This is a genomic window from Actinomycetospora corticicola (assembly GCF_013409505.1).
GTDB classification, from domain to species: Bacteria; Actinomycetota; Actinomycetes; order Mycobacteriales; family Pseudonocardiaceae; genus Actinomycetospora; species Actinomycetospora corticicola.
Genome location: NZ_JACCBN010000001.1, coordinates 4,139,917 through 4,165,086, shown reverse-complemented (window position 1 = coordinate 4,165,086; position 25,170 = coordinate 4,139,917). Strand labels below are relative to the sequence as shown.

Sequence of the window (25,170 nt, the reverse complement as noted above, 5' to 3'; positions counted from 1 at the left end):
GCTCCTCACGCGACGGTGATGGCGGCGAGCTTGTCCGCCAGGTAGTCCGCGGCCCGGACGGGCGGCGCGGCGGTGTGCCCGACGGGCGGGCCGAGGGACTCGACGACGGTGTGCGGGTTCAGTTCGTAGAAGTAGACGAGGCTGACGAGGTCCTCGTCCGGCGCCGTGGCCTGCGGCGGCAGGACGCGGTGGCGGGTCGAGCGCCACCGCTCGCCGGTCCAGCGGGAGAGCAGGTCCCCGACGTTGATCGTGAAGGCGCCCTCGACGTACGGGGCGTCGACCCAGACGGCCCCGTCGTCCCCCGTCGCTCCGCTCGCCCCGCTCATGTCGACCTGCAGGCCGCCGGCACCTGGCTCACGGTCGAGGACGGTGAACGTGCCGAAGTCGGTGTGCGGCCCGATCCGGAACTGGTCCTCGCCGGGCGGTCCGACCTCGGTCAGCGGCGGGTACCGGTTGACGTTGAGGGTGTAGCTCGGGTGCCCGGTGTGCCGGGTGAAGTGGTCGGCCGGCAGGCCCAGTCCGACAGCGCCGATCTCCAGCAGGGTGTCCGCGACCGCCCGCATCCGGGCCATGTGCGCCTCGAGCTCGCGTTGCAGCGCCGGCACCTCCACCGGCCACACGTTGGCGGCGAACCAGACCGCGTCGATCTCCGCGTCGCCGGTCGGGTCGTCGGCACCGACCGTCCACGACTCCTTGAGGTCGGGCGGCCCGGTCGTCCCCTCGGCGGCCGCGTTCGCCTCCGCGCCCGGCCCGAGGTAGCCGTGCCCGCCGACCGCGACGGCGTAGCGCTGCTTCACCGCGGTGGGCAGGGCGAAGAACTCGCGGGCGGCCGCCCGGGCCGCGCGACGCCCGTCGTCGGGAACGCCGTGGCCCGTGACCAGCAGGAACCCGGAGGTCCGCAGCGCCTCGTCGACGGCCTTCCCGACGGCGGGGGTGGCCCCGTCCGCGATGTCGACCAGCGGAATCCCGGTCATTCGGGCCCCCCGATGTCCTCGAGCCAGGTGTCCGGCTGCTCGGCGGCGAAGCGACTCATCAGCTCGGCGCACTCCGGGTCGTCGAGCACCGTGACCTCGACGCCGTGCTCCGCGAGCCAGGCGTGCTGCCCGCCGAAGGTGCGGGCCTCCCCGACCACCAGTCGCGGGATGCGGAACTGCCGGATGAGGCCGGCGCAGAAGAAGCAGGGGGAGAGGGTGGTGACCATCGTGGTGCCCGCGTAGTCGGGGCGGCGCCCGGCGGCCCGGAAGGCGGCCGTCTCGCCGTGCGTCGCGGGGTCGCCGTCCTGGACGCGCCGGTTCTGCCCGGCCCCGAGGAGCTCGCCGTCGGGACCGAAGAGGGCGGCGCCCACCGGGACCCCGCCCTCGTCGTAGCCGGTGCGCGCCTCACGCAGCGCGACGGCGAGCATCTCGGAGGGGGAGGGCACGGGGTGCAGCGTCATCCTTCCGATCTTCCCGGAGGTGACATGGACGTTAAGTGTCCGCCGAGCGGATCGAGTGTCACCCGTTCGACTGATGGGGCCGGAGGAGCCGCCCGGGACGGTGCCCGGGCGTGAGCCGGGGGAACGGGGGTATCACGACGGGGTGCCCGAGCTGCCCGAGGTGGAGAGCGCCCGCCAGGTCCTGGAGAAGGCGCTGGACCGCACCATCACCGACGTCGACGACACCGACGAGTACGTGTGCCGTCCGCACAAGCCCGGCGAGATCGCGAAGGCGCTGGTCGGCGGGAAGCTGACGGCGGCGAAGCGGCTCGGCAAGACGATGTGGTGCGAGACGGTCACCGCCGACGGCGAGCCGGGCCCGAACCTCGGCGTGCACCTCGGCATGGGCGGCCGCATCCGCATCACCGGACCCGACGGCGACCGCGACTCCGAGTACGCCGGCGGCCTGCCGAAGAAGTCCACCGAGGAGAAGCAGAAGCCGGAGTGGGACCGCGTCACCTTCTTCTTCGACGACGGCGGGACCTTCAAGCTCTTCGACAAGCGGCGGCTCGGGCGGGTGCGGCTCGAGCCCGACCTCGAGGCGCTCGGCCCGGACGCCTACGAGATCACCCGCGACGAGTTCCGCGAGCGGATCGGCAAGGGCACCGCCCCCATCAAGGCGAGGCTGCTCGACCAGAGCGCCATCGCCGGCGTCGGGAACCTCCTCGCCGACGAGACCCTGTGGGAGGCGAAGCTCGACCCGCACCGGCCGTCGGGAGAGCTCTCGACCGACGAGCTCGACGAGCTCCGACGGGTCCTGCGCCACGCCACGCGGGAGGCGATCAAGCACGGCGGCGTGCACACGGGCGAGGTCATCCCGTTCCGGAAGAAGGACGAGACCTGTCCCCGGTGTGGGGCACCCATGGAGAAGGGAACCGTGGGAAGTCGGACGACCTGGTGGTGCAGCGCCGAACAGGCGTGAACCACCTACGCTCGCGTCCCGACCACGTCGCCCGCGGGGAGGACCACCGTGACCACCGGACCGTTCAGGTCGAACACCCCGCCACCCGCGGCGTTCACCTTCGCCGAGCTGACGCCCACCGCGTTCCTGGAACGCTCCGAGCACGCGTTCGCGGAGCGGACGGCGATCGTCGACGGCGACCTGCGGTTCACCTACGCGCAGTTCGCGGAGCGTTCCCGACGCCTGGCGGGGGCGCTCGGGGCGCTCGGCGTCCAGCCCGGGGACCGCGTGGCTGCCCTGGCCACCAACAGCCACGTCATGCTCGAGGCGCACCACGGCGTGCCCTTCGCGGGCGGCGTGCTGGTGCCGCTCAACACCCGGCTCTCGGCCGACGAACTGACCCACATCGTCAGCCACTCCGGCGCCCGGGTGCTGCTCGCGACCCGCGAGCTCGAGGACATCGCGGAGACGGTCGCCGGTCGGACCGGGGCGGCCCTGCTGGTCGAGGGCGAGGAGTACGAGGAGCGCCTCGGGCGGGCGGCCCCGAGCGTGGTGCCGGTGGCCGACGAGCGCGGCCTGCTCGCGATCAACTACACCTCGGGCACCACCGGCCTGCCCAAGGGCGTGATGTACCACCACCGCGGTGCCTACCTGCAGGCGCTGGCGATGGCGTTCCACCTGCGCCTCACCCCGGCGTCGCACTACCTGTGGACGCTGCCGATGTTCCACTGCGACGGCTGGTGCTTCCCGTGGGGCGTCACCGCCGCCGGCGGCACCCACGTCTGCCTGCGGGCCATCGACGCCGACGAGATCTGGCGGCTGCTGCGCGAGGAGGGCGTCACGCACTTCTGCGCCGCCCCGACGGTCCTGAGGATGATCGCGGGCGGGTCGAGCGCCGCGCCCCTGGACCAGCGTGTCACGGTCGCGACCGGTGGCGCCCCGCCGTCGCCGACCCTGCTGTCGCGCATGACGAAGCTCGGCATGGACATCACCCACCTCTACGGGCTGACCGAGACCTACGGACCCGCCGTCGTGAACGACTGGCACCCCGAGTGGGACGACCTCGACGCCGACGAGCGGGCCCGCCTGCAGGCGCGCCAGGGCGTCGGCAACGTGGTCGCCGCGCGGCTGCGCGTGATCGCCGAGGACGGCCACGACGTGCCCGCCGACGGCGAGACCCTCGGCGAGCTGGTGGTCCGCGGCAACGACGTCATGCTCGGCTACTACCGCGACGTCGCCGCCACCGCGGCCGTCGACGCGGCCGGCTGGTTCCGCACCGGCGACCTCGGCGTGGTCCACCCCGACGGCTACGTCGAGATCCGCGACCGGTCCAAGGACGTGATCATCTCGGGGGGCGAGAACATCGCGTCCGTCGAGGTCGAGCGGGTGCTCGACAGCCATCCGGCGGTGATCGAGTCCGCCGTGGTCGGGGTGCCCGACGAGCGGTGGGGCGAGATCCCGGTGGCGTACGTGACCACCACCGAGGAGGTCGACCCGGACGAGCTCGTCGAGCACGTCCGCACCCATCTCGCCCGCTTCAAGGCGCCCAGACGGATCGTGTTCGGCGAGCTGCCCAAGACCTCGACCGGCAAGATCCAGAAGAACGTGTTGCGGGAGCGGGAGGTGGCTTCGCCAGGTGAGCAGTAAGTGGGGCTATAGCCCCACTTACTGCTCACCTGATCGGAGGTCGCCCGTAACCGTTCCGACGGCGGGATCGACATCGGGGCGTGTCTCGCCGTGTGTGGCTCGCCCTGGTGCTCGCCGTGGCCGTCGTCGTCGCCGGCGGGGCCACGGCCTGGGCGGTCTCCGCGCCGAGCGGCACGGTCGGGCACGACGTCTCCTACCCGCAGTGCGGTACGGCCCTCCCGACGACGGGGCGGTTCGGCATCGTGGGAGTCAACGGCGGGAAGGTGTCGACCGCCAACCCCTGTCTGTCCGCGCAGTACGCGTGGGCGTCGGGCACCGCGAACGGCGCCGACCTCTACGTCAACACCGGCAACCCGGGCGCGATCTCGACCTTCTACTGGTCGCAGAGCGGCACGCGCGACCCGGCGCTGTGCACCGACCGGAACTCCTCCTCCGACGCGGGGTGCGCCTACAACTACGGCTGGCACGGCGGGCAGGACTCGCTGCGCATCGCCCGGAACGCCCTCGGCAGCGGGGTGACCGGTCGGACCTGGTGGCTCGACGTCGAGCTCGCGAACAGCTGGAACGGCACCCCGGCGGCCAACGCGGCCTCGCTGCAGGGCGCGCTCGACGCGCTGGTCGGCGGCGGGATCGGCACCGTCGGCATCTACTCCACGAGCTACCAGTGGGGGCAGATCACCGGCGGCTACTCGACGTCGAATGCGGCGACCTACCGGAGCGGCTGGGCCAAGGCGTTCACCCCGAAGCGGGCGCTCGAGTCGGCGCCGCTGTGGATCGCCGGGCTCTCCACCGTCGACGCGGCGTCGAAGAACTGCGGCACGAGCTTCACGGGCGCGAAGGCGGCTCTCGCCCAGTACTCGGACGGGAACCTCGACGGCGACCTCGTGTGCGGCGCGGCGCCGACAACGACCCCGGTGCCGACGACGACGGTCGCTCCGACGACGAAGCCGACGACGGTCGCGCCGACGAGCAGCGTGGCGCCGACGAGCAGCGTGGCGCCGACGAGCAGCGTGGCGCCGACGAGCAGCGTGGCGCCGACGACCACTCCGGTCTCGACGACCACGGTGGCTCCGACGAGCACGGTGGCTCCGACGAGCACGGTGGCTCCGACGAGCACGGTGGCTCCGACGAGCACGGTGGCTCCGACGAGCACGGTGGCTCCGACGAGCACGGTGGCTCCGACGACCACGACCCGCCCGACCACCACCACGCCGGCGCCCACGGTGCCCGGCGCACCGACCGCGGTGACCGCGACGACCGACCCGACCCGCGGCATCGTCCTGCGCTGGACGGCCCCGGCACAGACGGGCGGTAGCCCGGTGAACCGGTACGTGATCCTGCGGGGCACCGCGCCGGGGCGGGAGACGGTGCTCGGCGTCCTGGTCTGCCGGACGGCGACGTGCGCGTGGCGCGACACGTCGGTCGCGGCCGGCATTACGGCGTACTTCCAGGTCGCGGCGATGAACGACCGGGGCGCCGTCGGGCCGCGCAGTCCCGAGGTCAGCGCCCGCGCCCGGTGAGGGGCCGGGTGTGGCTCCGTCAGGTGAGCATTAACGGTCGCGATAGAGCCTGTCGAACTTTGTAGTTCGATGACTGCCCCGCGGTAGGTGATTCCTGACGGCGGGTTGCTGATGGCGGGGTGGCGGCGCCCGGAGGGCGCCGCCACCCAGCGGTTCAGGGGCTGGCGACGTGGAGTTTGAGCAGGTTGTGGGTCATCGCGATCAGCTTGAACTCGGCGTTGACCGCGGCCAGTCCGCGGAGCCGGAACCGGTCGCCGGTGCGTTGCTTGATCTGCCCGAAGACGGGTTCGATGATCCCGGAGCGGCGCTGGTAGTGGGCGCGTCGGTCGGGTTCGCGGAGCCGTTCACGCATGCGCCGGGCGCGGGTGGACTGGCGTTGCGGGTCGTGCCCGCCGGGCTCGGGTCGCAGCGCCGCCCGGTCGGGCGGCACCACCGGCTCCGGGCCGAGACCTCGGTCGTGGGCGGTGTCCATCTCGGTGATGGCGGTGGTGTTCCAGTAGCCGGCGTCGGCGAGCACGGTGTGCGGGACCTCGAGCCCGAGCAGCCGCAGCATGATCAGCGCGGCGCGGGTCATCGGCGCGAGCTGCTGGGTGTCGTTGGTGTCGGTGACGACCTCGGCGTCCAGGATGACCTGGTCCTCGCTGGCCACGACCTGGGTGTTGTAGCCCTGCACGAAGCCCTGGCGGGTCGCCATCACCACCGAGTCCGGGTCGGTGGTGTTCGCCCGGCCCGGCTTGCGGTCGGGATCGGGAGCGGCCGGTGGCTTCGGGGGCCGCCCGCGCGGGTTGCGGCCGTGTTCGGCCCGGTAGGCCTCCCGCGCCGCGACCTTCTGCTCGTAGCGGGCCTGCGCCCCCTGCTGCTGGGCGGCTTCGGCCGCCTCGCGGGCCGCGATCCGCGCCGCGGCCGCCGCGAACCGGGACCGCTGCCCCGACCGGTCCCGCATCCCCGGCGGCGGTTCGTCGCCGCGATCGGAGCCGAACTCGGCATCCTCGGCCGCGTCGGTCGCCTCCGCGCGCCGCAGCTGCTCGGCGACCACCGCCGCGTCACCCCCAGCCCCAGGGGCGGTCTCGGCGTCAGGGGCGGTCTCGGCGTCGAGCGCGGCCTTGATGCCGGCGGCGGTGCGGTTGGCCCCGGAGGAGGCGTTGGCGCGCATCTTGGTGCCGTCGAGGGCGATGGTGCCGACCTTGACCAGCCCCGCTTCCCGACACAGCCGCAGGACCTGGACGAACAGGTCCGCGAAGGTGTCCCGGTGCCGGACCCGGAACCCGGCGATGCTGCTGTGATCCGGTGCGTCCCCGGCGGCGATCACCCGGAACGCCACGTCGTGCTCGCAGCGGGCCTCGATGCGGCGCGACGAGGACTCCCCGACCGCATAGGCGTAGATCAACAGCGCCAGCATCATCGCCGGGTCGTAGGCCCGCCGGCCCCGCCCACCGAGCCGGTAGGACCCGGTCAACGCGCTGAGGTCCAGCGCGTCGACCGCGTCGAGCACCGTCCATGCCAGATGGCCTTCCGGAAGCCAGTCCCGCATGTCCGGGGGCAGCAAGAACCCGGTGTCACGATCGACCGGACGGAACCCACGAGCCACCACAAGATCCAATCAGGACCGGTGGCAGCCGTCTACAAAATCCGACAGCCTCGATAGCGACCGTTAATGCTCACCTGACCGGAGGTCACCTGGTGGCGTACTGCAGGCGACGCGCGCCCTCGTCCGCCTTCTGGGTGCCGATGCCGGTGGCCGACCCGACGATGCGGAGCCCGACGACGGTGACGACGTTGATCAGCCGACCGGTGATGCGGACCGGGTTCAGCGCTGCGGCGAGCTGGTCGAGCGGGGCGGCCGCGGCCTCGGTGTAGGCGTGGATCGTCTGGCCCGCGCGGTCGGCGGCGTCGGTGAGCTCCTCGTCGAGCTGGGCGCCCTGCTGGGCGGCCCGGCGGGTCGTGTTGCGGAGCTCGTCGGTCGCGTCGGCAGCTGTGGCCTCCACGGAGGCGGCGGTCCGGCGAGCGGCGGCCCGGGCCTCGCCCGCGACCTCACGCGCGGTGCCCCGGACCTCCTCGGCCGCCTCCTGGCCGGTGGCCCGGGCGACGTCGGCCGCGTCCTTGGCGGCCGCCTCGACGGACTGGCCCGCGGCGGAGGCGTCGTCGGCGATCTGCTCGGCGCCGGCGGAGACGGTCCGGCCGACGCGCTCGGCGGAGCCCGCGGCGTGCCCGCGGACCTTCTTGGCGGTGGTCGCGACGTCGTCGGAGACCTCGTCGGCGGTCTCGGCGGCCTCGTCCCCGACCGTGCGGGCGGACTCGGCGGCCTGGTCGGCCACCGTGCCGGCGCGCTGCGCGGCGTCGTCGGCGACCTCGCGGGGACCACCGTCGGCGCCGTTCGACGAGGAGGTGGACGAGGAGGTCGACGACGCCTTCGAGCCGGACTTCGCCTTCTTCCGGGCGGCGTCGCGCTCGGCGGCGCTGCTCTGGCCGGACGCCTCGAGGCGGGCCTGGTCGAGGTCGGCGACCTCCACCCCGGCCTGGGCGGCCTGGGCGGTGGCGGGGGCACCGTCGGCGACCGCCGGCGTCGCGGCCTCCGCGGCGGCCGACAGCTCCGTGGCGATGCGGTCGGAGTCCTGGGTGTTCACCGGGACGTCGGCGGCCTCGACGAGCTCCCCCTGCAGGTCGTGGACCATCACGGCGCCGCCGCCGTCGTTGCGGACGATCTCGACGGCGCGGGTGATCGCCTCGGCCTGGGTGGGGGCGTGGGCGCTGGGTCGGGTGGCGGCGGGCTTGACGACGATCCAGCCGTCGTCGGACGGGCGGACGTGGCGGTCGGCCATGAGGTAGCTCTCCGGGAGGTGCGTGCAGCGGTGTCGGGATCGGTGGGTCGAGATGCCCGACCCCGCCGATCGACTACACGCCCACCTCTATGACGGCGGCCACGAGCGCCCGGCTCGGGACCTACCCTGGGTGCCCGCCCGCGCGCGCAGGTCTGTCCCGGGCGTCGCCGGCGCATCGATCGCCGGCGGCGATGAGCCGGCAGGCGTCGATGTCGCGCTGACGACGACGCCGAGGCCAATGAACACGAGGGCGACGACGGCGATGAGCAGGAGACGCAGCAGCGGGCGCCACATGGCGATGAGCACGATGGCGGCCACGACGCCGAGCACCATCAGACCGGGTTGATCGAGTGTCGTCGTGGTCGACGTCGAGGCGAGCTGGACGGTGCTGTGCATGGTGGCCCCCGTGTATGTGTAATACAACTACAGCATACGAGTCGCGCCCGGCGGGTAGTCAAGGTGCAACAGGTTGGTCGGACCTGGCTCACCGGTCGGTTAGGTTGGTCACCCGATCGTGGGGCGGGAGCTGGGCCCGAGGGGCCGGCGAGGGGGCGTGGACATGTGTCTGGCGAAGCCGCCCGAGCTGATAGCTCTGTACGACGACGCGACGTGGATGTTCGAGGCGGTCAGGGACGCGTTCGGCGTTCCCGCACGGCACACGTTCGACCTCTCCAGGGTCGACCGCGCCCGCTCCGAGGACGAGGACCTCACGGCGACCGCTGCGCTGGCGCTCTATTACATCCAGTCGCTCCGAGTCCTGGCCAAGCCCGAGGTCCGTGTGCGGATCACGAGCATCGTCAACACGACGGCGTGTCTCCACCAGGTCTTGCAGAGCCTCGAGGGTCAGGACTGCGGCACTGCTTCACAGGACGATCGGATGCTGCGGGCGCGCGAGAGGGTCGGTGCCGCAGCCACGGCCGTGACGCTGGCCCAGGTATCTCGGCGCGACGACGCCAAATTCATGCAGTAGAAGCAGCGAGTCAGCCGCGAGGACGACCGGGGTCCTCGGTGGCAACGTCTTCGAGGAGAGCGCGTCGGCGGTCGGCGCTCCGACTCGAACGCCGGGCCCGCTCCTCGAGGTAGGCCTGGTCGCGCTCGAGCACCGTGTCCATGCCCATCGTGTCCCGGTACCCGCGAGCAGCTGCGAGAGAGGCCTCTCGGATGTACTCCGACAAGGTCATGTCGCACGCGTGGGCGACGGCCTCGATCAGTGCCCTGTCTCTGGGATCGAACCGGATCGTCGTGGGCGACGCTGAATCCGGCATGAACGAACCCCTCACAGCTACGACGAGCGCATTGTGGCACCGCAGCGTAATACGCATCCGCCCTACGTGCCAGGACCTCGCGCTCCTCGATCAGGCGGTGAGCGAAGGGGGTCGATCCGCGGGAAAGGCGCGCAGCATCTGCCACGTGGCGAGGAGCTCGTCGACGTCCTCGGCCCCTGCACCCTCCCCGCCGGCCCGGTCGCACAGCAGGTCCAGGCGGCGGCGCAGGAGCGCCTGTCGAACGCCCCACTGATAGGCGTGGTCGAGCAGCTCGAGATAGCAGCCCATGACGTCGGAGCCCTCGACGGTTCTACCCTGCGTGGCCGGTCCTTGGGACCCGTTCTCGGCGGTCATCTCGATGACACCCCCTCGGATCGGCGTGACGTCCCCGATCGTGGTGGCGGGTTCGTTCAAGATGCCGACTGCTGTGATGCTAATCTCCGCGCTTGCAGCGCGGGAGCTGTATCGAACTAGTCGTGCACAACGCCCTCTTTGCAGCGTGCAACTTGCATCGATCTTGGGGGTTCGTGTGAGCACCGGGTCCACGGGCGCCTTCGGGCCTGTGGTCGTGCGCAGACGACTCGGCGCGGCCCTGCGCCGCCTGCGTGAAGAGGCCGGCCTGCGGCTCGATCAGGTGGCCGCCGAACTCGAGTGGTCGGCGTCGAAGATCAGTCGACTCGAGACCGGCCACTCGATCGCCAAGACGTGGGACGTCCGGAACCTGCTCACCGTTTACGGGATGGAGTCGGGTGACCTGCGCGCCGATATCCTGCGCTGGGTCGAGGAGGCCCGAGCGGTCGCCTGGTGGCAGCCGTTCTCCGATGCGGATCCGGGCGACCTCGATTATTTCATCTCGCTCGAGGCCGAAGCGTCGTCTATTCACCATTTCTGCTCGGTCATTCCGGGTCTGCTGCAGACCGAAGGGTACGCCCGTGCAATCCTGACGGACATGCTCACCGAGCGGCACGGGCTTTCGGACTCCGCGATCGACGGGCTGGTCAACGTCCGCGTGAAGCGGCAGGAGGTCCTGGCTCGTGAGGACGACCCGCTGGCGCTGCGAGTTGTTCTCGACGAGGGGGCGCTGCTCCACCGGATCGGCGACGACGGCGTGATGACCGCCCAACTCAGGCACCTCCTGGCGTTGCGTCACAACGTCGACCTGCGGATACGGCCTCTCTCGGCTCCGGTTCGGCGCTACGGTCTCAGCCCGTGGACGATCTTCTTCCCGCGGCAGGCCTCCTACGACCCCGTGATCGTCTGCGTGGAGGCCGCCGGTCGTGATCACTACGTCGAGGAGTCGGGTCAGGTCGACGAATTTCGCAGCGCTTTCGCGGGACTCTTGAGCGACTCTCTGGACAACGAGAGAAGTGTTGAGCTGATTAGGCAGCTGATCAGGTGAGTCCATCCCCGGGGCTCACTCGGAAGTACCGAGCAGAAGAAGGGTCGTGATGTACCGAACATCGAGCTACTGTGGAACCAGTAGTTGTGTGGAGGTCGCCGTTCTCCCCAGCGGTGACGTCCACGTGCGAGACACGAAGGATCGTTCACGTCCACCGCACACGTTCACGGCTCAAGAATGGTCCGACTTCGTGCGAGGGGTGAAGGCCGGGGAGTTCGACTTCGGCTGACCGGACGACCGGCCGGGCGTGCATCCCGCACGCCCGGCCGGACCCGTCAACGTGCAGAGACGTGCTCCTCGCACGCCTCGACGAGGTCGGCGACCAGCAACTCCGGCGCCTGCAGCGACGCGAAGTGGCCGCCCGTGTCGTACCGGCGCCAGCGCACGATCCGGTGTGAGCGCTCGGCGAGGCCCCGGACCGTGTGATCGCCGGTGAAGCACGCGACGGCCGTCGGGACGCCCGAGGGCTCGTGCGGGACGAAGGCGTCGTGACACTCCCGGTAGATACGTCCCGACGACGCCGCGGTGCCGGTGAGCCACGTGGTGGTGACGTCGGTGAGGATGGCGACGGGGTCGACGGGGGTCTGCGCCGTGGTTCCGGGGTCGTAGTCGACGAACCACTCGAGGTGCCACGCCAGCAGGCCCACGGGGGAGTCGGCGAGCGCGTACGCGAGGGTCTGCGGCCGCGTGCCCATGATCGTGGCGTAGCCGGAGCGCACCTCCCACAGCGCGCCGAGGGCGAACACCTGCGCGGCGTCCTCCTCGGACAACCCGGTCGTGGGGTCGCCCGACCGCCAGTCGGCGGGCGTCGCCAGCGCGTTGACGTGCACCAGCGCGACCCGCTCGGGCGCGAGTCGGGCGAGGTGCGGCCCGATCAGGGCACCCCAGTCCCCGCCCTGGACCACGAACCGCTCATGGCCGGCCCGACTCATCAGCTCCAGCAGCGTGCGGGCATACCGGTCCAGGTCCCAGCCCACCTCCAGGGTGGGGCCCGATAACCCGGACCCCGGTAACGACGGCGCCACCACGTGGAAGCGCTCGACCAGTGCCGGCAGCACGAGCAGGAAGTCCGCGGGGGTCGACGGCCAGCCGTGGAGCAGCAGGAGCGGCACGGCGTCCGCGTGGTCGGACCGGGCGTGCACGGCGTGGACCGGCTGGCCATCGATCGTCGTCGTCACCTGGGGCCAGGCGTTGAGCCGCTTCTCGACCGCCCGCCAGTCGAACTCGTCGCGCCACACCCGCAGCAGCTCCGCGAGGTACCCGCGCTCGACGCCGGACGACCAGTCGATGCCCCTCGGCGCGTCGGGCAGCCGGGTGGCGGCGAGCCGTCGTCGCAGGTCGTCGAGGTCGGCTTCGGGGACGTCGACGGTGAAGGGCGTGAGCTCGGTCATGCCGGTCAGGGTTCCGAGCGAGGCGGTCAGGTCAGGTCCGCCTCGGACGCAGGGCGCATAACTCCTGTCAGGGACTTCTCCCCGGGCGTGACGCAGGGCACGCTGGGAGTCCGAACGACGGAAGGACGGTGCGCCATGACCAGACCGATGGTGCCCGAGCAGATCATCGGGTCGCCCGACGAGGCCGAGCGGGCCCGGCTCGAACAGGCCCGCGCCCTGCACCGCAGGCTGAACGGCGAGGTCACGGTGCTCGAGAACTTCGAGCGTCGGCTCACCCGGCAGATCCACGAGAAGCAGGAGCAGGGCCGGGACGACTACGTCCGCGAACTCGTGCAAAGGCGGATCTCGGTGCGCGCCCGCCTCGAGGAGATGCGCGTGCGGCGGTCGCGCGCGGCGACGGACGCCGGCCTGTAGGTCCCGGCCCGCGTGCGGGGAGCCCGCACGCCATCGGAGCGCTCGGATCCTCTCCGCGCGGCGCGGGGAATCACGCGGCGACGGCGGCCCGCACCATCGTCGCGAGGACCGGACCGGCCACCGCGGCCGAGGTGTGCGCCGCGCTGCGCGGCGTGGAGTTCATCAGCCCGAACGCGGCGTGCGCGGCCGTCCGGATCTCCTCAGGACTCCGGGCCGGGCCGACCCGGGAGATGACGTCCTCCCACACCTCGACATAGGCGCGTTGCAGCGCGCGCACCCGTCGTCGGGAATCCTCGGGCAGCGAGGCGAGGTCCCGGTCCTGCACCGTGATGAGTTCGGGCCGGTGCAGCGCGAACTCGACCTGGAAGGCGATCAGCGCGGCGAGGCGGCCCTCCGGATCGGGGTGGGCGGCGACGATCGTGCGGGCCCCGTCGAGCAGGTACTCGCTGATGCCGACGAGCATCTCGGCGAGCAGGCCCTCCTTCGACGGGAAGTGCCGGTAGATCGCGGGCCCGCTCACGCCGGCGGCCGAGCCGATGACGTCGATCGAGGTGCCGTGGAAGCCGTGCTGGGCGAACAGCCGCGCGGCCTCGACCAGGATCTGGTCCCGACGGCGGGTCGGGGCGCCGGTCATCAGCTCCACGGCTACGACACTACGACCCTTGCGCCGCGATGTGAACGGTCGCTAACGTCTCGTGTTAGTCAACGTTCACGCCGAGGAGGACGCGGTGACCGCGACGGTCGGGTCAGGGGACGCAGCGCAGCGGAGCTCGACCACGGGTTCCGGACACGCCGAGCTGGTCGACGACCTGCGGGCGAAGCTCGCCGCGGTGCGGCTCGGCGGCCCCGAGCGCAGTCGGCAGCGCCACGTCGAGCGCGGCAAGCTGCTCCCGCGCGACCGGGTGGACGCGCTGCTCGACCCGTCGTCGCCGTTCCTGGAGCTCTCCCCGCTCGCGGCGCACGGGATGTACGACGACGCCGCGCCGGGCGCCGGGATCATCACCGGCGTCGGGCGCATCGCCGGGCGGACGTGCGTGGTCGTGGCGAACGACGCGACCGTCAAGGGCGGCACGTACTACCCGATGACGGTGAAGAAGCACCTGCGCGCCCAGGAGGTGGCGCTGCAGAACCGGCTGCCCTGCGTGTACCTCGTCGACTCCGGCGGCGCGTTCCTGCCCGAGCAGGACAACGTGTTCCCCGACCGGGAGCACTTCGGACGCATCTTCTACAACCAGGCGACGATGTCCGGGCTCGGCATCCCGCAGATCGCCGCGGTCCTCGGCTCGTGCACCGCCGGCGGGGCCTACGTGCCGGCGATGAGCGACGAGGCGGTGATCGTCCGGAACCAGGGGACGATCTTCCTCGGTGGCCCGCCGCTGGTGAAGGCCGCGACCGGCGAGGAGGTCACCGCCGAGGAGCTCGGCGGCGGCGACCTGCACGCCCGCACCTCCGGGGTGGTCGACCACCTCGCCGACGACGACGCCCACGCGCTGGCGATCGTCCGCGACATCGTCGACACCCTGCCCGCCGACCCGGCCCCGCCGTGGGAGAAGCGGGCCTCGGTGGCGCCGGCGAAGGACCCGGCCGAGCTCTACGACGTGGTGCCGGTCGACGGCCGCAGCGCCTACGACGTGCGCGAGGTGATCTCGCGGGTCGTGGACGGCGCTGCCGGTCCGAGCAGGGGATTCACCGAGTTCAAGGCCGAGTACGGGACGACGCTGGTCACCGGGTTCGCCCGCATCCACGGCCACCCGGTCGGCATCGTCGCGAACAACGGCGTGCTCTTCCGCGAGTCCGCGCTCAAGGGCGCGCACTTCGTCGAGCTGTGCGACCAGCGCGGCATCCCGCTGGTGTTCCTGCAGAACATCACCGGGTTCATGGTCGGCCGCGAGTACGAGGCGGGCGGCATCGCGAAGGACGGCGCGAAGATGGTCACCGCGGTCGCCACGACGCGGGTGCCGAAGCTGACGGTCGTGATCGGTGGGTCCTACGGCGCCGGCAACTACGCCATGAGCGGCCGCGCCTACTCGCCGCGGTTCCTGTTCATGTGGCCGAACGCGCGCATCTCCGTCATGGGCGCCGAGCAGGCGGCGACCGTGCTCGGCACCGTCGGGTCGTCGAGCGCCGACTCGGTCCGCGAGCAGTACGAGCACCAGGGCCACCCGTACTACTCGACCGCCCGACTCTGGGACGACGGCGTCATCGACCCGCTCGACACCCGCACCGTGCTCGGCCTCGCCCTGTCCGCGTGCGCCCACGCCCCGCTCGACGACCCGCGCTTCGGGGTCTTCCGGATGTAGCCCGTCCCCGGGTGGCAGGAAAGCGTCGTTGCCGCCACCCGGTGACAGCAACGACGCTTTCCTGCCACCACTGGGAAGGACCCGATGTTCGCCAGCGTGCTGATCGCCAACCGTGGCGAGATCGCCGTCCGCATCGCCGCCACCGTGCGCGCCCGCGGGCTGCGCAGCGTCGCCGTCTACACCGAAGCCGACGCGTCGTCGCCGCACGTCGCGGCGGCCGACGTGGCCGTCCGCGTCGGGAACTACCTCGACGGCGAGGCGATCGTCGCGGCCGGCCGTCAGGTCGGCGCCCAGGCCGTCCACCCCGGCTACGGCTTCCTGGCCGAGAACGCGGCGTTCGCGCGCACGGTCGCCGACGCCGGGATGACGTGGATCGGGCCGCCGCCCGCCGCGATCGAGATGATGGGCGACAAGATCTCGGCGAAGGCCGCCGTCGAGCCGGCCGGGGTGCCGCTCGTACCGGGCAGCTCCGCGAAGGGGCTCACCGACACCGAGCTCGCCGACGTCGCCCGCACCACCGGCTTCCCGGTCCTGCTCAAGCCGAGCGCCGGCGGGGGCGGCAAGGGCATGCACGTCGTCGAGCGCGACGAGGACCTCGCCGACGCGATCGCGGCCGCGCGCCGCGAGGCGCGCGGGTCGTTCGGCGACGACACCCTGCTGCTCGAGCGCTACGTGACCAACCCGCGGCACGTCGAGATCCAGGTCCTCGCCGACACCCACGGCGCCGTGGTCCACCTCGGCGAACGCGAGTGCTCCCTGCAGCGCCGTCACCAGAAGGTCGTCGAGGAGGCGCCGTCGGCGGTCCTCGACGAGAAGCAGCGGGACGCCATGGGTCGCGCCGCCGTCGATGCGGCCAGGGCCTGCGGGTACGTCGGCGCCGGGACCGTCGAGTTCGTGACGAACGCCGACGCGAGCGAGTTCTTCTTCCTCGAGATGAACACGCGGCTGCAGGTCGAGCACCCGGTCACCGAGGAGGTCGTCCGCGTCCGCGGCGGCCGGCTCGACCTGGTCGCCGAGCAGCTCCGCGTCGCCGCCGGGGAGCCGCTGGGCTACGACCAGGACGACGTCACGCTGGAGGGCCACGCCGTCGAGGTCCGCCTCTACGCCGAGGACCCGGCGCGGGGCTTCCTCCCCACCGGCGGGCGGATCCTGGGCCTCGAGTGGCCGGACACGAGGGTCGACGCGGGCGTGCAGGTCGGCCAGGAGGTCGGCAGCGCCTACGACCCGATGCTCGCCAAGATCATCGCCTCGGGTCCCGACCGCGCCGCCGCCCTCGACCGGCTCGACGAGGCCCTCGCCCGCACCACGGTCCTCGGCGTCACCACGAACCTCGCCTGGCTGCGCACGCTCATCGCCGACGACGACGTCCGCGCGGGCCGCCTCGACACCGGCCTCATCGCCCGCCTCGGGGTGCCCGAGCAGCAGGTTCCCGACGACGTGGTGGTCGCGGCCGCCGTCGCCGGCCTCCTGCGCCTGCCCGAGTCCGACGACCCGTTCGCCACGCTCGGCGGCTGGCGGATCGGCGGCGAGCCCGCGCCCGCGCGCTGGACGCTCGTGCCGCTCGGGGAGAAGGACACGTCGTTCGACGTCGCCCTCCGCGGGCGGGCCGACGACGCGACGGTGACCATCGGCGAGGAAGCCCCGCGACCCGTCGTCGGGACCCTCGAGCGAGATGGCGCTCATGGGTCCCCTGCCGACGGTCACGCACCCACCAGCGCCACCTCGACGGGGCTCACCGTCACGCTCGACGGGGTCACCCGCCGGTACCGGACCGCCCTCGCCGACGGCGTCCTGTGGATCTCCCGGGACGGCGGCACGTGGGCCCTGCGCGAGCAGGAACGCCTGTCCGCGGCGCGGGCCGCTCAGGCCTCCGACGGCGCCGTCACCAGCCCCATGCCGGGCACGGTCACCGTCGTCGAGGTCGAGCTCGACCAGCAGGTCGAGGCCGGTCAGCGGCTCGTCGTCGTCGAGGCCATGAAGATGGAGCACGTGCTCACCGCGCCGGTCGCCGGCACGGTCACCGAGCTCCCCGCGAAACCCGGGGCGACCGTCGCGCTCGACGCGCCCCTCGTCACCGTCACACCCGCATCGGGGGAGTAGGCAATGCAGCTGTCCGAGGAGCACGAGGCCCTCCGCGCGACCGTCGAGGAGTTCGCACAGAAGGAGGTCGCGCCGGTCATCGCGGACTACTACATCCGCGAGGAGTTCCCCTACGACCTGGTCGCGACGATGGGCGAGATGGGCCTGTTCGGCCTGCCGGTGCCCGAGGAGTACGGCGGCATGGGCGGCGACTACGTCGCGCTGTGCGTCGCGCTCGAGGAGCTCGGCCGGGTCGACCAGTCGGTCGCGATCACCCTCGAGGCCGGGGTCTCGCTCGGGATCATGCCGCTGGTGCGGTTCGGCTCCGACGAGCAGAAGCAGCGGTGGCTGCCCGACCTCGCGGCCGGCAGGGCCCTGGGCGGGTTCGGCCTGACCGAGGCCGGCGGCGGGTCCGACGCCGGGGCCACCCGGACGACCGCGAAGCAGGACGACGGCGACTGGGTCATCAACGGCTCCAAGGCCTTCATCACGAACTCCGGCACCCGCATCACCTCGCACGTCACGGTCACCGCGGTGACCGGGCGGGACGAGGCCAGCGGCAAGCGCGAGATCTCGGCGATCCTCGTGCCGAGCGGCACCAAGGGCTTCACCGTCGCGCCGAGCTACTCGAAGGTCGGCTGGAACGCCTCCGACACCCACGAGCTGGCGTTCGACGACTGCCGCGTGCCCGAGGAGAACCTCGTCGGGCAGCGCGGCAAGGGCTACGGGCAGTTCCTGTCGATCCTCGACGAGGGCCGGGTCGCGATCGCGGCACTGTCGGTCGGCGCCGCCCAGGGGTGCGTCGACGAGTCGGTCCGCTACGCCCGCGAGCGCCAGGCGTTCGGCGCCGCGATCGGCACCTACCAGTCGATCCAGTTCAAGATCGCCGAGATGGAGACCCGCACCGTCGCGGCCCGCCTGGCGTGGCACGACGCCGCCGAGAAGATGGCCGCGGGGAAGCCGTTCACCAAGGAGGCCTCGATCGCGAAGCTGCTGTCGTCGAACGCGGCGATGGACAACGCCCGCGACGCGACGCAGATCTTCGGCGGGTACGGCTTCATGAACGAGTACCCGGTCGCCCGCCACTACCGGGACTCGAAGATCCTCGAGATCGGCGAGGGCACGTCCGAGGTGCAGAAGATGCTGATCGCGAAGCGTCTGGGGCTGTAGCGCTGCGAACGAGCGGCACTTCCGCAGCATCTATGTGCGCGAAAGTGCCGCTCGTTCATTCGCGGACCGGCTCCACCGGCGCCGCGTCGGTGGTCCGCGCGCCGATGCGGGTGGCCGAGGTGCTTCCCGACGACAGGTCCACCGCGCGGCTCGCGGCGAGGAGACCGATCTCCGGCATCGCGCCGTAGATCGTCTCCCACTGCCCGGCGGAGACGCGGTAGGTCTCGTGGAAGATGCCGACGGAGTCGGGGCGCGTCCGGGCGGCCCGGTTGAACGCCCGCCACGCCGGGAGGTGCTCGGCCTGTGCGCTGCGGGCGTAGGCCTCGAGGTGCTCGTAGGAGCGCCAGTACTGCACGACGGCGGGGCCGCCGAACATCCAGCCGGAATGGGCCTTCAGCATGCCCATCTCGGGGTGGCGTGCCAGCTCCGCAAGCATCCGCGGCATGGCCCGGAACACCGGGAGCCAGGCCCGGACGTCGGTCCAGCGGTTGACGTGGGTGCCGATGAGGAAGACGACGAAGTCACCCTCGATCTCGGCGCTGCGACGGACGTAGGCACTCATGAGGAGACCTCCAGGACGGAACGGGCGCGGTCGCGCAGGAAGAGGAAGAGCGGGAACACGAAGGCGACGGCGATCGCCGCGCTGCCGACGACCAGCAGGACGAGCGACCACGTCGGCCACCCGAGACGCCGACCCTCGACCACCATGAACACGCAGGCCGCCAGCCCCGCGACGAGGATGTCGACCGCGGCGGAGGACGAGGCGGCGGTCGCGAACCACCCGGCGAGGTAGTCCTCCCCGGCCGCGAAGGACGCCAGGTTGAACCACCACGTGCCGACGAGCCCGACCACCGCGAGCGCCAGGTAGACGTACCTCATGCCGCCACCGCCTCGCGGTCCGTCGGGCGCGGGGCGCGAGCGAGGACCGCCCCGACGGCGAGCGCGGTCACGACGACGAGGCCGCCCAGCGCCGCGAGCGTGAGCGCGTCCGGGGCGAGCAGCGGCTGCGCCCGGAGGGCCTGCCACGTCAGCAGCAGGGTGAGGCCGGTCCAGGTGGCCGCGGTGATCACCACGAGCCGGACCCGCACGGTCTCGGACCGCAGCACCCGCAGGCGCGGGGCGAGCAGCAGCAGGCCGAGCGCCACGAGCGGGACGACCTGGAGGCCGTGGAGCCCGACGAAGTGCCCGATGCGCAGGTCGCCGCCCGTCGTCGACCACCCGAGCAGGGCGAGGCCCGGCCCGCCGTCGGGAACTCCGACCGCGTGCGCGCCGGCCGTCGGCATCCCCTCACCGGCCTTCGCCGCCGCGATCTGGAAGCCGCTCGGGCTCGTCATCAGGAAGGCCACGGCCATCCCGAGCAGGGAGACCAGCAGGCCGAGGCGGACGCCCCAGGCGACCGACGGCGTCAGCGAACGCTCCCGGAGGAGCACGACGGCGATGACCAGGTTGGCCACCCAGAGCACCGCGATCGACGTCCCCATCACCGCCCAGACGGCCGTGTCGAACGGCGTGGCGACGTCGAAGTGGCTGGCCCGCCCCCGCAGCACCTGGCCGACGATGGCGACCATCTCGATCGTCGAGGCGACCGCGACGACCGTGGCCGCGACGGAGGCGACGTGGCGCGCCCGGTCGGCGCGGGCCAGCGACACCATCCACGCCAGCGTCGGCGCGTAGAGGGCGAAGCTGATCGAGAACTTCAGCGGCTTCGCCCAGATCGGCGCCCCGCCGAGGGTGCGCGGGTCGAGCAGGAGCCCGCCGAGGCAGACCGGGACCAGCAGGATGATCGCGCCGGTGAAGACGACGAGGGGACGGTTCCAGGCACGCATCGGGGCTCCCGTGATTGGATAGCGGTGCTGTCCGAACAACGATGGACAGTAGAGCTATCCATGTTTCCTGTCCAGTCGAGGGGAGCCCGATGCGGGTCGGCGAGCTGAGCCGGCGCAGTGGCGTGAGCGTCGCGTCGATCAAGTACTACCTGCGGGAGGGGCTGCTCCCGGCGGGCGAGCGCAGCAGCCCGAACCAGGCCTCGTACGACGACGGGCACCTCCGGCGGCTGCGCATGATCCGGGCGTTGATCGACGTCGGGGGCCTGTCCGTCGTCGCGACCCGGGACGTGCTCGCCGCGGTCGACGACCCGGAGCTCCCGCTGTTCGAGGCCCTCGGCCGTGCGTCGGGGACCACGACGGACGCCCCGGCCCCCGAGGAGGAGCCGGACGAGGCGTGGGAGGCCGCCGAGCGCATGCTCGCCGCGCACGTCGACGAGCGCGGGTGGCAGGTCTCGGCGCAGAACCCGGCGTGGGCGAACGCCGTGGGCGTCCTCGCCACGTACGTGCGGCTCGGCGACGGGGACCTCGCGAACCAGCTCGGGCTCTACATGCGCACCATGGAGGAGGTCGCCGAGCGCGAGGTGGCGGCCGTGGTGAATCGAGGTGACCGGGCGCGGACCGTGGAGGGCGTCGTCGTCGGGACCGTCCTCGGGGACACCCTCATCGCCGCGGTCCGCCGGCTCGCGCAGCAGCACCAGTCGCTGCGGCTCCTCGGGGAAGCGCCGACGAATCCGCGGGTCTAGCGTCGCGATCATGGCTCAGGCACGCATCGACTTCCCGTCCCGCGTCGGCGTCTGGTGGACCAGCGACTCGTGGCGCATCACCGAGTCCGCCGAGGTCGCCCGCGATCTGGAGGGGATGGGCTACGGCTCGCTCTGGTACGGCGAGGCCTACGGCAAGGAGTCCCTCACGCAGGCCGGGGCGTTCCTGAACGCGACCGAGCGCCTCGTCGTCGGGACCGGCATCGCGAACATCCACGCGCGGGACCCGATCGCGGCCGAGTCCGGCGCGCGGACGCTGACGGCGCTGCACCCCGGGCGCTTCGTGCTCGGGCTCGGCGTGTCGCACGCCCCGCTGGTGGAGCGCGGTCGGGGCGGCACGTACGCGAAGCCGCTCGCGACGATGCGGGACTACCTCCAGCGCATGGACGCCGTCGCGGCCGAGGTCGAGCCGGACGCCCGGCCCACCCGCGTGATCGCGGCGCTCGGGCCGAAGATGATCGAGCTCTCCGGGACGAACGCCGACGGCGCGCACCCCTACCTCGTGCTGCCGGAGCAGACCCGCACCACCCGCGAGGCCCTCGGCCCCGACAAGTGGGTCATCTCCGAGCAGGCCGTGGCCCTCGGCGACGAGGAGACCGCGCTGCGCCGGGCCCACGCCCACCTCGAGATCTACTCGGGCCTGCCGAACTACCGGAACTCGTGGCTGCGGCAGGGCTTCGAGGAGTCCGACCTGGTGCGGGGTGGGTCGGAGCGGCTCAAGCGTGCCCTGGTCGGCATGGGCTCGGCCGAGCAGGCCGCCGCCTCGATCACCGCGCACCTCGACGCCGGCGCCGACCACGTGCTGGTCCAGCCGCTGGGGGACTCCCCGTTCGACGATCCGCGGGAGACGCTGCGGGAGCTCGCGGGTGCCCTCGGCCTGTGAGCACTAACGGTCGCTATCGCGACCGTTGGTGCTCACGTGCCCCGCACATCCCGCCGCATCGGATGGTCCGGCGGGACCTCCACCAGCACGAGCGCGCGACCGTCGGGGTCGGCGATCCAGCACTCCCGCAGGCCCCACGGCTCGGTCCGGGCCCCGCGGGTGATCGTCACCCCGGCCGCCCGCAGTTCCGCCTCGGCGGCCTCCACGTCGCGGACCTGCAGCCAGAGGCCGTCCGGCCCCGGCTCGCCGTCGGGAACCCGCCCCGAGACCTCCAGGTGACCGGTGCCCAGGAAGTAGACGACCCCGCCCGGGAACTCGCGGGCGACCGCGAGGCCCAGCGTCCCGCCGTAGAAGGCCCAGGCGACCTCGGGGTCGCGCGGGCGGATCAGGATGCGGCTGGACAGCACCTCCACGTGAGGTCCCACCTTTCGTGGTTCGGTCGGCCGGGCGGGGGCATCCTGACCGGCGTGAGCTCTCCCGGCCAGGCCGCCCCCGATCCCCGCCGCTGGCGCGCCCTCGTGGTCTGCCTGGTCGCCGGTTTCATGACCCTGCTCGACGTCAGCATCGTCAACGTCGCCCTGCCCTCCATGCAGCGCGGGCTCGGCGCCTCGTCGGCCGAGCTGTCCTGGGTGGTCTCCGGGTACGCGCTGACCTTCGGGCTCGTGCTCGTCTCCTCCGGCCGCCTCGGCGACGACCGCGGCCGCAAGAAGATGTTCCTCATCGCGCTCGCGCTGTTCACCATCACGAGCGCGGTGGCCGGGTTCTCGGTCGACCCGACGATGCTGGTCATCGCCCGTCTCCTGCAGGGCGTGGCGGGCGGCATGCTGAACCCCCAGGTCATCGGGGTGATCCAGCAGCTGTTCTCCGGCCGGGAGCGGGGTCGGGCATTCGGGCTGTTCGGCGCGGTCATCGGGGTGTCGACCGCGGTCGGACCGCTCTCCGGCGGCCTCCTGCTGCAGTGGGTCGGCGAGGCCGAGGGCTGGCGCTGGGTCTTCTACGTCAACGTGCCGATCGGCATCGTCGCGCTGCTGCTCGGTCTGCGCTGGCTGCCCCGCGACGAGGCCCGGACCGGGGAGCGTCGGCCGCTCGACCTCGTCGGGGCGCTCCTGCTCGGCGGGGCCGTGGTCGCGCTGATGCTGCCGCTCGTGCTCTCCGAGCAGGACTTCTCGGGTGCGCCCTGGTGGCTCGTCGGCGTCGCCGTGCTCCTCGGGCTGCTCTTCGTCGCCTGGGAACGCCGCGCCAAGCGCACCCACGGCCACCCGCTGGTGAACTTCGGGCTGCTGCGCACCCGCAGCTACGCGATGGGCACCGCCCTCGGCCTGCTCTACTTCGCCGGCTTCACGTCCATCTTCTTCGTGCTCACCCTGTTCCTCCAGCAGGGCCGGCAGTTCACCCCGCTCGAGGCGGGGCTCGCCCTCACCCCGTTCGCGGTGGGCTCGGCCGTCTCGTCCGCGGTCGGCGGCCGCCTCATCTCCCGGCTGGGCAAGCCGCTGATCGTCGGCGGCCTGGTGACCGTGGTCGTCGGCCTCGTCGCGACCGACATCGTGCTGCGGCTCAACCCCTCGAGCGTGGGCTGGGCGATCGCGGTGCCGCTGCTCGTCGCCGGCGTGGGCGGCGGACTCGTGATCGCCCCGAACCAGACGCTCGCGCTCGAGGAGGTCCCCGCCCGCGAGGGCGGCACGGCGGCCGGCGTGCTGCAGACCGGGCAGCGGATCGGGTCCGCCATCGGCATCTCCGCGGTCGGCGCGGTCTTCTTCGGGGAGCTCACGTCCAGCCGCGGCGACTGGTCGAGCTCCATCAGCTCCGGGCTCATCATCACCGTCGGCCTGGTCGTGCTGGCGCTGCTCGTGGGCATCGCCGACCTCGTCGCGGGGCGCGTCACCCGCCGCCGTCCCACCGCCGAGCCCGTTCCCGACGACAGGTCGGCGCCGGTCTCCGACGCACCCTCCCGCGAGTCCTCCCCCGACTCCTCCCCGGAGCCCTCGCGGGAGGAGCCCGAGGTGTCCGGACCCGCCGTCGTCGGCCGGGTCGTGCGGTCCGAGGACGGCGAGCCGGTGCCGGGCGCCGTGCTCACGCTGGTCGACGAGACCGGCCACCAGGCCGCCCGGGCCGACGGGGAGTCCGACGGGTCGTTCCGACTGGTCCCGGACCACGCCGGGACCTACCAGCTCGTGGTCCGGGCCCACGGGCGCGCACCCGACGTCGGCCGGGTGGCGGTGAGCTCGCACGCGAACGCCTACGACGTGGTACTCGGGCCTGCCGCCGAGGCCCACGTGGTCCGCTCGTTCCACTGACGGGGCGCCCTCACGGCAGGAAAGCGTCGTTGCTGTCACCCAATGACAGCAACGACGCTCTCCTGCCACCGGAACGCCGGGACGATCAGGCCCTCTTGAGCGGCGGCCGCGCCACGCCGTCGTCCCCGGCGAGCGAGGCCTGGGCGGGCGAGCGGGCGAGCACCACGACCCCGCCCAGGGCCAGCAGCAGCCCCAGGACGAACCACGGGGTCCACCCCTCCCGGATGCCGTCGCCGAGCAGGAGCAGGCCCAGCAGGCCGGGGGCGAGCGTCTCGGTGACCGCGAGGACGGCCACCACCGGCCCGACGGAGCCACGGGCGAGCGCCACGGTGTAGAGCGCGAGCCCGAGGACGGCGTAGCCCAGGAGCGCCCAGACGACGGGGTCGGTGACCGCCGACCGCACGATGTCTCCGAGCGCGCCGTCGGTGTCGAGGTCGATCAGGCGGACGGCCACCGCGGTCCCGCCGAACGCGAGTCCGGCGACGAACGCCGTCGGCACCGCCCGCCGGCTGCGCAGCGCCAGCGTGATGCCGCCGACGGCGAGCACCACCAGGACGGCGAGCACCGCGATCGTGCCGCCGATCCCGATGTGCGGCAGCTCCCCCGTGCTCGCGCTGCCCACCAGCAGCGCGAGGCCCAGCACGTTGCACGCGGCGGCGGCGAGGTCGATGCGCCGCAGCGGGGTGTCGAAGACCCAGTGCGACGCGATCACCGTGATCACGACCTGTCCCGCCACGATCGCCTGCACGGCCACGATCGGCATGTACCGCAGCGCGAGGACGGTGAGGACCCAGCCGACGATGTCGAGCAGGAGCCCGGCGAGGTAGACGGGGCTGGTGACGACGCCCGCCGCACGGGTCGCCCGCCGCGTCGCCAACGCCTCGAGCATCGCCGCGCCGGCGTTCGCACCGGCGGCGACGAGGGCGGCGAGGAGCCCGACGACCAGCACCGCCACCTCCGCCCGTCGACCCCGTCCGCCGCGAGTCTGCCCGTCGCACGTCCGCGGGACGCGGTCATCTCCCCTGCG

27 protein-coding genes are annotated in these 25,170 nt (G+C 72.6%); 13 read left to right on the top strand and 14 right to left on the bottom strand.

Translation table 11 applies throughout. The annotated features are described in order from the left end of the window. Positions 1 to 5: 5 nt before the first annotated feature. Positions 6 to 974 carry an isopenicillin N synthase family dioxygenase gene (locus BJ983_RS20305; RefSeq protein WP_179795470.1) on the bottom strand — a complete coding sequence of 323 codons (969 nt, stop codon included), beginning with the start codon at positions 972 to 974 and terminating at the stop codon, positions 6 to 8. Then, entirely contained in the window at positions 971 to 1,435 is a 465-nt protein-coding gene (locus BJ983_RS20300) for a nucleoside deaminase (RefSeq protein ID WP_179795469.1), read from the bottom strand. Before BJ983_RS20300 ends, BJ983_RS20305 begins: the two co-directional genes overlap by 4 nt. 142 nt (positions 1,436 to 1,577) lie before the next feature. On the opposite strand from BJ983_RS20300, the gene BJ983_RS20295 reads away from it, so the two are divergent. The 3 genes from BJ983_RS20295 to BJ983_RS31790 all read left to right on the top strand — a co-directional run bounded on the left by BJ983_RS20295 (position 1,578) and on the right by BJ983_RS31790 (position 5,542). Continuing rightward, complete coding sequence (locus tag BJ983_RS20295; protein WP_179795468.1) at positions 1,578 to 2,396, top strand: DNA-formamidopyrimidine glycosylase family protein; 819 nt, start codon at positions 1,578 to 1,580, stop codon at positions 2,394 to 2,396. Between the two features lie 48 nt (positions 2,397 to 2,444). After that, the gene (locus BJ983_RS20290) at positions 2,445 to 4,022 is read left to right on the top strand and encodes an AMP-binding protein (protein WP_179795467.1); all 1,578 of its coding nucleotides are present in this window, start codon (positions 2,445 to 2,447) and stop codon (positions 4,020 to 4,022) included. Between the two features lie 80 nt (positions 4,023 to 4,102). Continuing rightward, positions 4,103 to 5,542: a hypothetical protein gene (locus tag BJ983_RS31790; protein ID WP_179795466.1), complete on the top strand. Its 1,440-nt coding sequence runs from the start codon at positions 4,103 to 4,105 to the stop codon at positions 5,540 to 5,542. 154 nt (positions 5,543 to 5,696) lie between these two features. On the opposite strand, the gene BJ983_RS20280 is transcribed toward BJ983_RS31790, so the two are convergent. From BJ983_RS20280 to BJ983_RS20270, 3 genes are all read right to left on the bottom strand, one after another. Then, on the bottom strand, positions 5,697 to 7,073 hold the full coding sequence (locus BJ983_RS20280; protein WP_281376260.1) for a transposase: 1,377 nt from the start codon (positions 7,071 to 7,073) through the stop codon (positions 5,697 to 5,699). A 142-nt stretch (positions 7,074 to 7,215) separates the two neighbouring features. Further along, the gene (locus BJ983_RS30235; protein ID WP_218890376.1) at positions 7,216 to 8,361 is read right to left on the bottom strand and encodes a DUF2188 domain-containing protein; all 1,146 of its coding nucleotides are present in this window, start codon (positions 8,359 to 8,361) and stop codon (positions 7,216 to 7,218) included. A gap of 87 nt (positions 8,362 to 8,448) precedes the next feature. Beyond that, on the bottom strand, positions 8,449 to 8,757 hold the full coding sequence (locus tag BJ983_RS20270; RefSeq protein WP_179795465.1) for a hypothetical protein: 309 nt from the start codon (positions 8,755 to 8,757) through the stop codon (positions 8,449 to 8,451). Between the two features lie 157 nt (positions 8,758 to 8,914). Between BJ983_RS20270 and BJ983_RS20265 the strand changes: the two genes are divergently transcribed. Further along, positions 8,915 to 9,331: a hypothetical protein gene (locus BJ983_RS20265; protein ID WP_179795464.1), complete on the top strand. Its 417-nt coding sequence runs from the start codon at positions 8,915 to 8,917 to the stop codon at positions 9,329 to 9,331. Positions 9,332 to 9,341: 10 nt separating this feature from the next. Here BJ983_RS20265 and BJ983_RS20260 read toward each other — a convergent pair whose 3' ends face one another. Then, positions 9,342 to 9,683 carry a plasmid mobilization protein gene (locus BJ983_RS20260; RefSeq protein WP_179795463.1) on the bottom strand — a complete coding sequence of 114 codons (342 nt, stop codon included), beginning with the start codon at positions 9,681 to 9,683 and terminating at the stop codon, positions 9,342 to 9,344. Between the two features lie 33 nt (positions 9,684 to 9,716). Next, positions 9,717 to 9,980 (bottom strand): hypothetical protein, encoded by a 264-nt coding sequence (locus BJ983_RS20255; RefSeq protein WP_179795462.1) that lies wholly within the window; start codon positions 9,978 to 9,980, stop codon positions 9,717 to 9,719. 175 nt (positions 9,981 to 10,155) lie between these two features. Here BJ983_RS20255 and BJ983_RS20250 point away from each other — a divergent pair, with 175 nt between their 5' ends. Continuing rightward, the gene (locus BJ983_RS20250) at positions 10,156 to 11,025 is read left to right on the top strand and encodes a Scr1 family TA system antitoxin-like transcriptional regulator (RefSeq protein WP_179795461.1); all 870 of its coding nucleotides are present in this window, start codon (positions 10,156 to 10,158) and stop codon (positions 11,023 to 11,025) included. 49 nt (positions 11,026 to 11,074) lie between these two features. Further along, positions 11,075 to 11,254 carry a DUF397 domain-containing protein gene (locus BJ983_RS20245; RefSeq protein ID WP_179798047.1) on the top strand — a complete coding sequence of 60 codons (180 nt, stop codon included), beginning with the start codon at positions 11,075 to 11,077 and terminating at the stop codon, positions 11,252 to 11,254. Between the two features lie 46 nt (positions 11,255 to 11,300). On the opposite strand, the gene BJ983_RS20240 is transcribed toward BJ983_RS20245, so the two are convergent. After that, positions 11,301 to 12,416: an epoxide hydrolase family protein gene (locus BJ983_RS20240; RefSeq protein WP_179795460.1), complete on the bottom strand. Its 1,116-nt coding sequence runs from the start codon at positions 12,414 to 12,416 to the stop codon at positions 11,301 to 11,303. Positions 12,417 to 12,551: 135 nt separating this feature from the next. Here BJ983_RS20240 and BJ983_RS20235 point away from each other — a divergent pair, with 135 nt between their 5' ends. Beyond that, positions 12,552 to 12,830, top strand: a complete 279-nt coding sequence (locus BJ983_RS20235; RefSeq protein WP_179795459.1) for a hypothetical protein — start codon at positions 12,552 to 12,554, stop codon at positions 12,828 to 12,830. A gap of 70 nt (positions 12,831 to 12,900) precedes the next feature. Here the strand turns inward: BJ983_RS20235 and BJ983_RS20230 are convergent, their stop codons facing one another. Next, entirely contained in the window at positions 12,901 to 13,464 is a 564-nt protein-coding gene (locus BJ983_RS20230; protein ID WP_218891358.1) for a TetR/AcrR family transcriptional regulator, read from the bottom strand. A 94-nt stretch (positions 13,465 to 13,558) separates the two neighbouring features. On the opposite strand from BJ983_RS20230, the gene BJ983_RS20225 reads away from it, so the two are divergent. The 3 genes from BJ983_RS20225 (at position 13,559) to BJ983_RS20215 (ending at position 18,379) form a co-directional block, all read left to right on the top strand. Then, positions 13,559 to 15,130, top strand: a complete 1,572-nt coding sequence (locus BJ983_RS20225; RefSeq protein WP_343054270.1) for a carboxyl transferase domain-containing protein — start codon at positions 13,559 to 13,561, stop codon at positions 15,128 to 15,130. A gap of 84 nt (positions 15,131 to 15,214) precedes the next feature. Further along, complete coding sequence (locus tag BJ983_RS20220; RefSeq protein ID WP_179795457.1) at positions 15,215 to 17,230, top strand: ATP-binding protein; 2,016 nt, start codon at positions 15,215 to 15,217, stop codon at positions 17,228 to 17,230. 3 nt (positions 17,231 to 17,233) lie between these two features. After that, positions 17,234 to 18,379, top strand: a complete 1,146-nt coding sequence (locus BJ983_RS20215; RefSeq protein ID WP_179795456.1) for an acyl-CoA dehydrogenase family protein — start codon at positions 17,234 to 17,236, stop codon at positions 18,377 to 18,379. Between the two features lie 55 nt (positions 18,380 to 18,434). On the opposite strand, the gene BJ983_RS20210 is transcribed toward BJ983_RS20215, so the two are convergent. From BJ983_RS20210 to BJ983_RS20200, 3 genes are read right to left on the bottom strand one after another with little or no spacing between them, the layout of a single operon-like run. After that, positions 18,435 to 18,941: a DUF4188 domain-containing protein gene (locus BJ983_RS20210; protein ID WP_179795455.1), complete on the bottom strand. Its 507-nt coding sequence runs from the start codon at positions 18,939 to 18,941 to the stop codon at positions 18,435 to 18,437. After that, entirely contained in the window at positions 18,938 to 19,258 is a 321-nt protein-coding gene (locus tag BJ983_RS20205; protein ID WP_179795454.1) for a DUF2834 domain-containing protein, read from the bottom strand. Before BJ983_RS20205 ends, BJ983_RS20210 begins: the two co-directional genes overlap by 4 nt. Continuing rightward, positions 19,255 to 20,205 (bottom strand): hypothetical protein, encoded by a 951-nt coding sequence (locus tag BJ983_RS20200; RefSeq protein ID WP_179795453.1) that lies wholly within the window; start codon positions 20,203 to 20,205, stop codon positions 19,255 to 19,257. The genes BJ983_RS20205 and BJ983_RS20200 overlap by 4 nt, the downstream gene beginning before the upstream one ends. Positions 20,206 to 20,246: 41 nt before the next feature. Between BJ983_RS20200 and BJ983_RS20195 the strand changes: the two genes are divergently transcribed. Together BJ983_RS20195 and BJ983_RS20190 are read left to right on the top strand one after the other, a co-directional pair. Further along, complete coding sequence (locus tag BJ983_RS20195; protein ID WP_343054269.1) at positions 20,247 to 20,948, top strand: MerR family transcriptional regulator; 702 nt, start codon at positions 20,247 to 20,249, stop codon at positions 20,946 to 20,948. Between the two features lie 10 nt (positions 20,949 to 20,958). After that, complete coding sequence (locus BJ983_RS20190) at positions 20,959 to 21,849, top strand: LLM class F420-dependent oxidoreductase (RefSeq protein ID WP_179795451.1); 891 nt, start codon at positions 20,959 to 20,961, stop codon at positions 21,847 to 21,849. A 32-nt stretch (positions 21,850 to 21,881) separates the two neighbouring features. Here BJ983_RS20190 and BJ983_RS20185 read toward each other — a convergent pair whose 3' ends face one another. Beyond that, the gene (locus BJ983_RS20185; RefSeq protein ID WP_179795450.1) at positions 21,882 to 22,262 is read right to left on the bottom strand and encodes a VOC family protein; all 381 of its coding nucleotides are present in this window, start codon (positions 22,260 to 22,262) and stop codon (positions 21,882 to 21,884) included. Between the two features lie 54 nt (positions 22,263 to 22,316). Between BJ983_RS20185 and BJ983_RS20180 the strand changes: the two genes are divergently transcribed. Further along, entirely contained in the window at positions 22,317 to 24,143 is a 1,827-nt protein-coding gene (locus BJ983_RS20180; RefSeq protein WP_343054268.1) for an MFS transporter, read from the top strand. 85 nt (positions 24,144 to 24,228) lie between these two features. Here the strand turns inward: BJ983_RS20180 and BJ983_RS20175 are convergent, their stop codons facing one another. Then, positions 24,229 to 25,098, bottom strand: a complete 870-nt coding sequence (locus tag BJ983_RS20175) for a hypothetical protein (RefSeq protein WP_179795449.1) — start codon at positions 25,096 to 25,098, stop codon at positions 24,229 to 24,231. Positions 25,099 to 25,170 lie beyond the last annotated feature (72 nt).

What these genes read in the sequence shown, in the direction of transcription:
- BJ983_RS20300 (WP_179795469.1), bottom strand. Translation starts at nt 1,435, where the DNA reads ATGACGCTGCACCCCGTGCCCTCCCCCTCCGAGATGCTCGCCGTCGCG.
- BJ983_RS20205 (WP_179795454.1), bottom strand. Translation starts at nt 19,258, where the DNA reads ATGAGGTACGTCTACCTGGCGCTCGCGGTGGTCGGGCTCGTCGGCACG.
- BJ983_RS20235 (WP_179795459.1), top strand. Translation starts at nt 12,552, where the DNA reads ATGACCAGACCGATGGTGCCCGAGCAGATCATCGGGTCGCCCGACGAG.
- BJ983_RS20260 (WP_179795463.1), bottom strand. Translation starts at nt 9,683, where the DNA reads ATGCGTATTACGCTGCGGTGCCACAATGCGCTCGTCGTAGCTGTGAGG.
- BJ983_RS20305 (WP_179795470.1), bottom strand. Translation starts at nt 974, where the DNA reads ATGACCGGGATTCCGCTGGTCGACATCGCGGACGGGGCCACCCCCGCC.
- BJ983_RS20240 (WP_179795460.1), bottom strand. Translation starts at nt 12,416, where the DNA reads ATGACCGAGCTCACGCCCTTCACCGTCGACGTCCCCGAAGCCGACCTC.
- BJ983_RS20230 (WP_218891358.1), bottom strand. Translation starts at nt 13,464, where the DNA reads ATGACCGGCGCCCCGACCCGCCGTCGGGACCAGATCCTGGTCGAGGCC.
- BJ983_RS20245 (WP_179798047.1), top strand. Translation starts at nt 11,075, where the DNA reads ATGTACCGAACATCGAGCTACTGTGGAACCAGTAGTTGTGTGGAGGTC.
- BJ983_RS20270 (WP_179795465.1), bottom strand. Translation starts at nt 8,757, where the DNA reads ATGCACAGCACCGTCCAGCTCGCCTCGACGTCGACCACGACGACACTC.
- BJ983_RS20190 (WP_179795451.1), top strand. Translation starts at nt 20,959, where the DNA reads ATGGCTCAGGCACGCATCGACTTCCCGTCCCGCGTCGGCGTCTGGTGG.
- BJ983_RS20210 (WP_179795455.1), bottom strand. Translation starts at nt 18,941, where the DNA reads ATGAGTGCCTACGTCCGTCGCAGCGCCGAGATCGAGGGTGACTTCGTC.
- BJ983_RS20255 (WP_179795462.1), bottom strand. Translation starts at nt 9,980, where the DNA reads ATGACCGCCGAGAACGGGTCCCAAGGACCGGCCACGCAGGGTAGAACC.
- BJ983_RS20215 (WP_179795456.1), top strand. Translation starts at nt 17,234, where the DNA reads ATGCAGCTGTCCGAGGAGCACGAGGCCCTCCGCGCGACCGTCGAGGAG.
- BJ983_RS30235 (WP_218890376.1), bottom strand. Translation starts at nt 8,361, where the DNA reads ATGGCCGACCGCCACGTCCGCCCGTCCGACGACGGCTGGATCGTCGTC.
- BJ983_RS20220 (WP_179795457.1), top strand. Translation starts at nt 15,215, where the DNA reads ATGTTCGCCAGCGTGCTGATCGCCAACCGTGGCGAGATCGCCGTCCGC.
- BJ983_RS20195 (WP_343054269.1), top strand. Translation starts at nt 20,247, where the DNA reads ATGGACAGTAGAGCTATCCATGTTTCCTGTCCAGTCGAGGGGAGCCCG.
- BJ983_RS20200 (WP_179795453.1), bottom strand. Translation starts at nt 20,205, where the DNA reads ATGCGTGCCTGGAACCGTCCCCTCGTCGTCTTCACCGGCGCGATCATC.
- BJ983_RS20280 (WP_281376260.1), bottom strand. Translation starts at nt 7,073, where the DNA reads ATGCGGGACTGGCTTCCGGAAGGCCATCTGGCATGGACGGTGCTCGAC.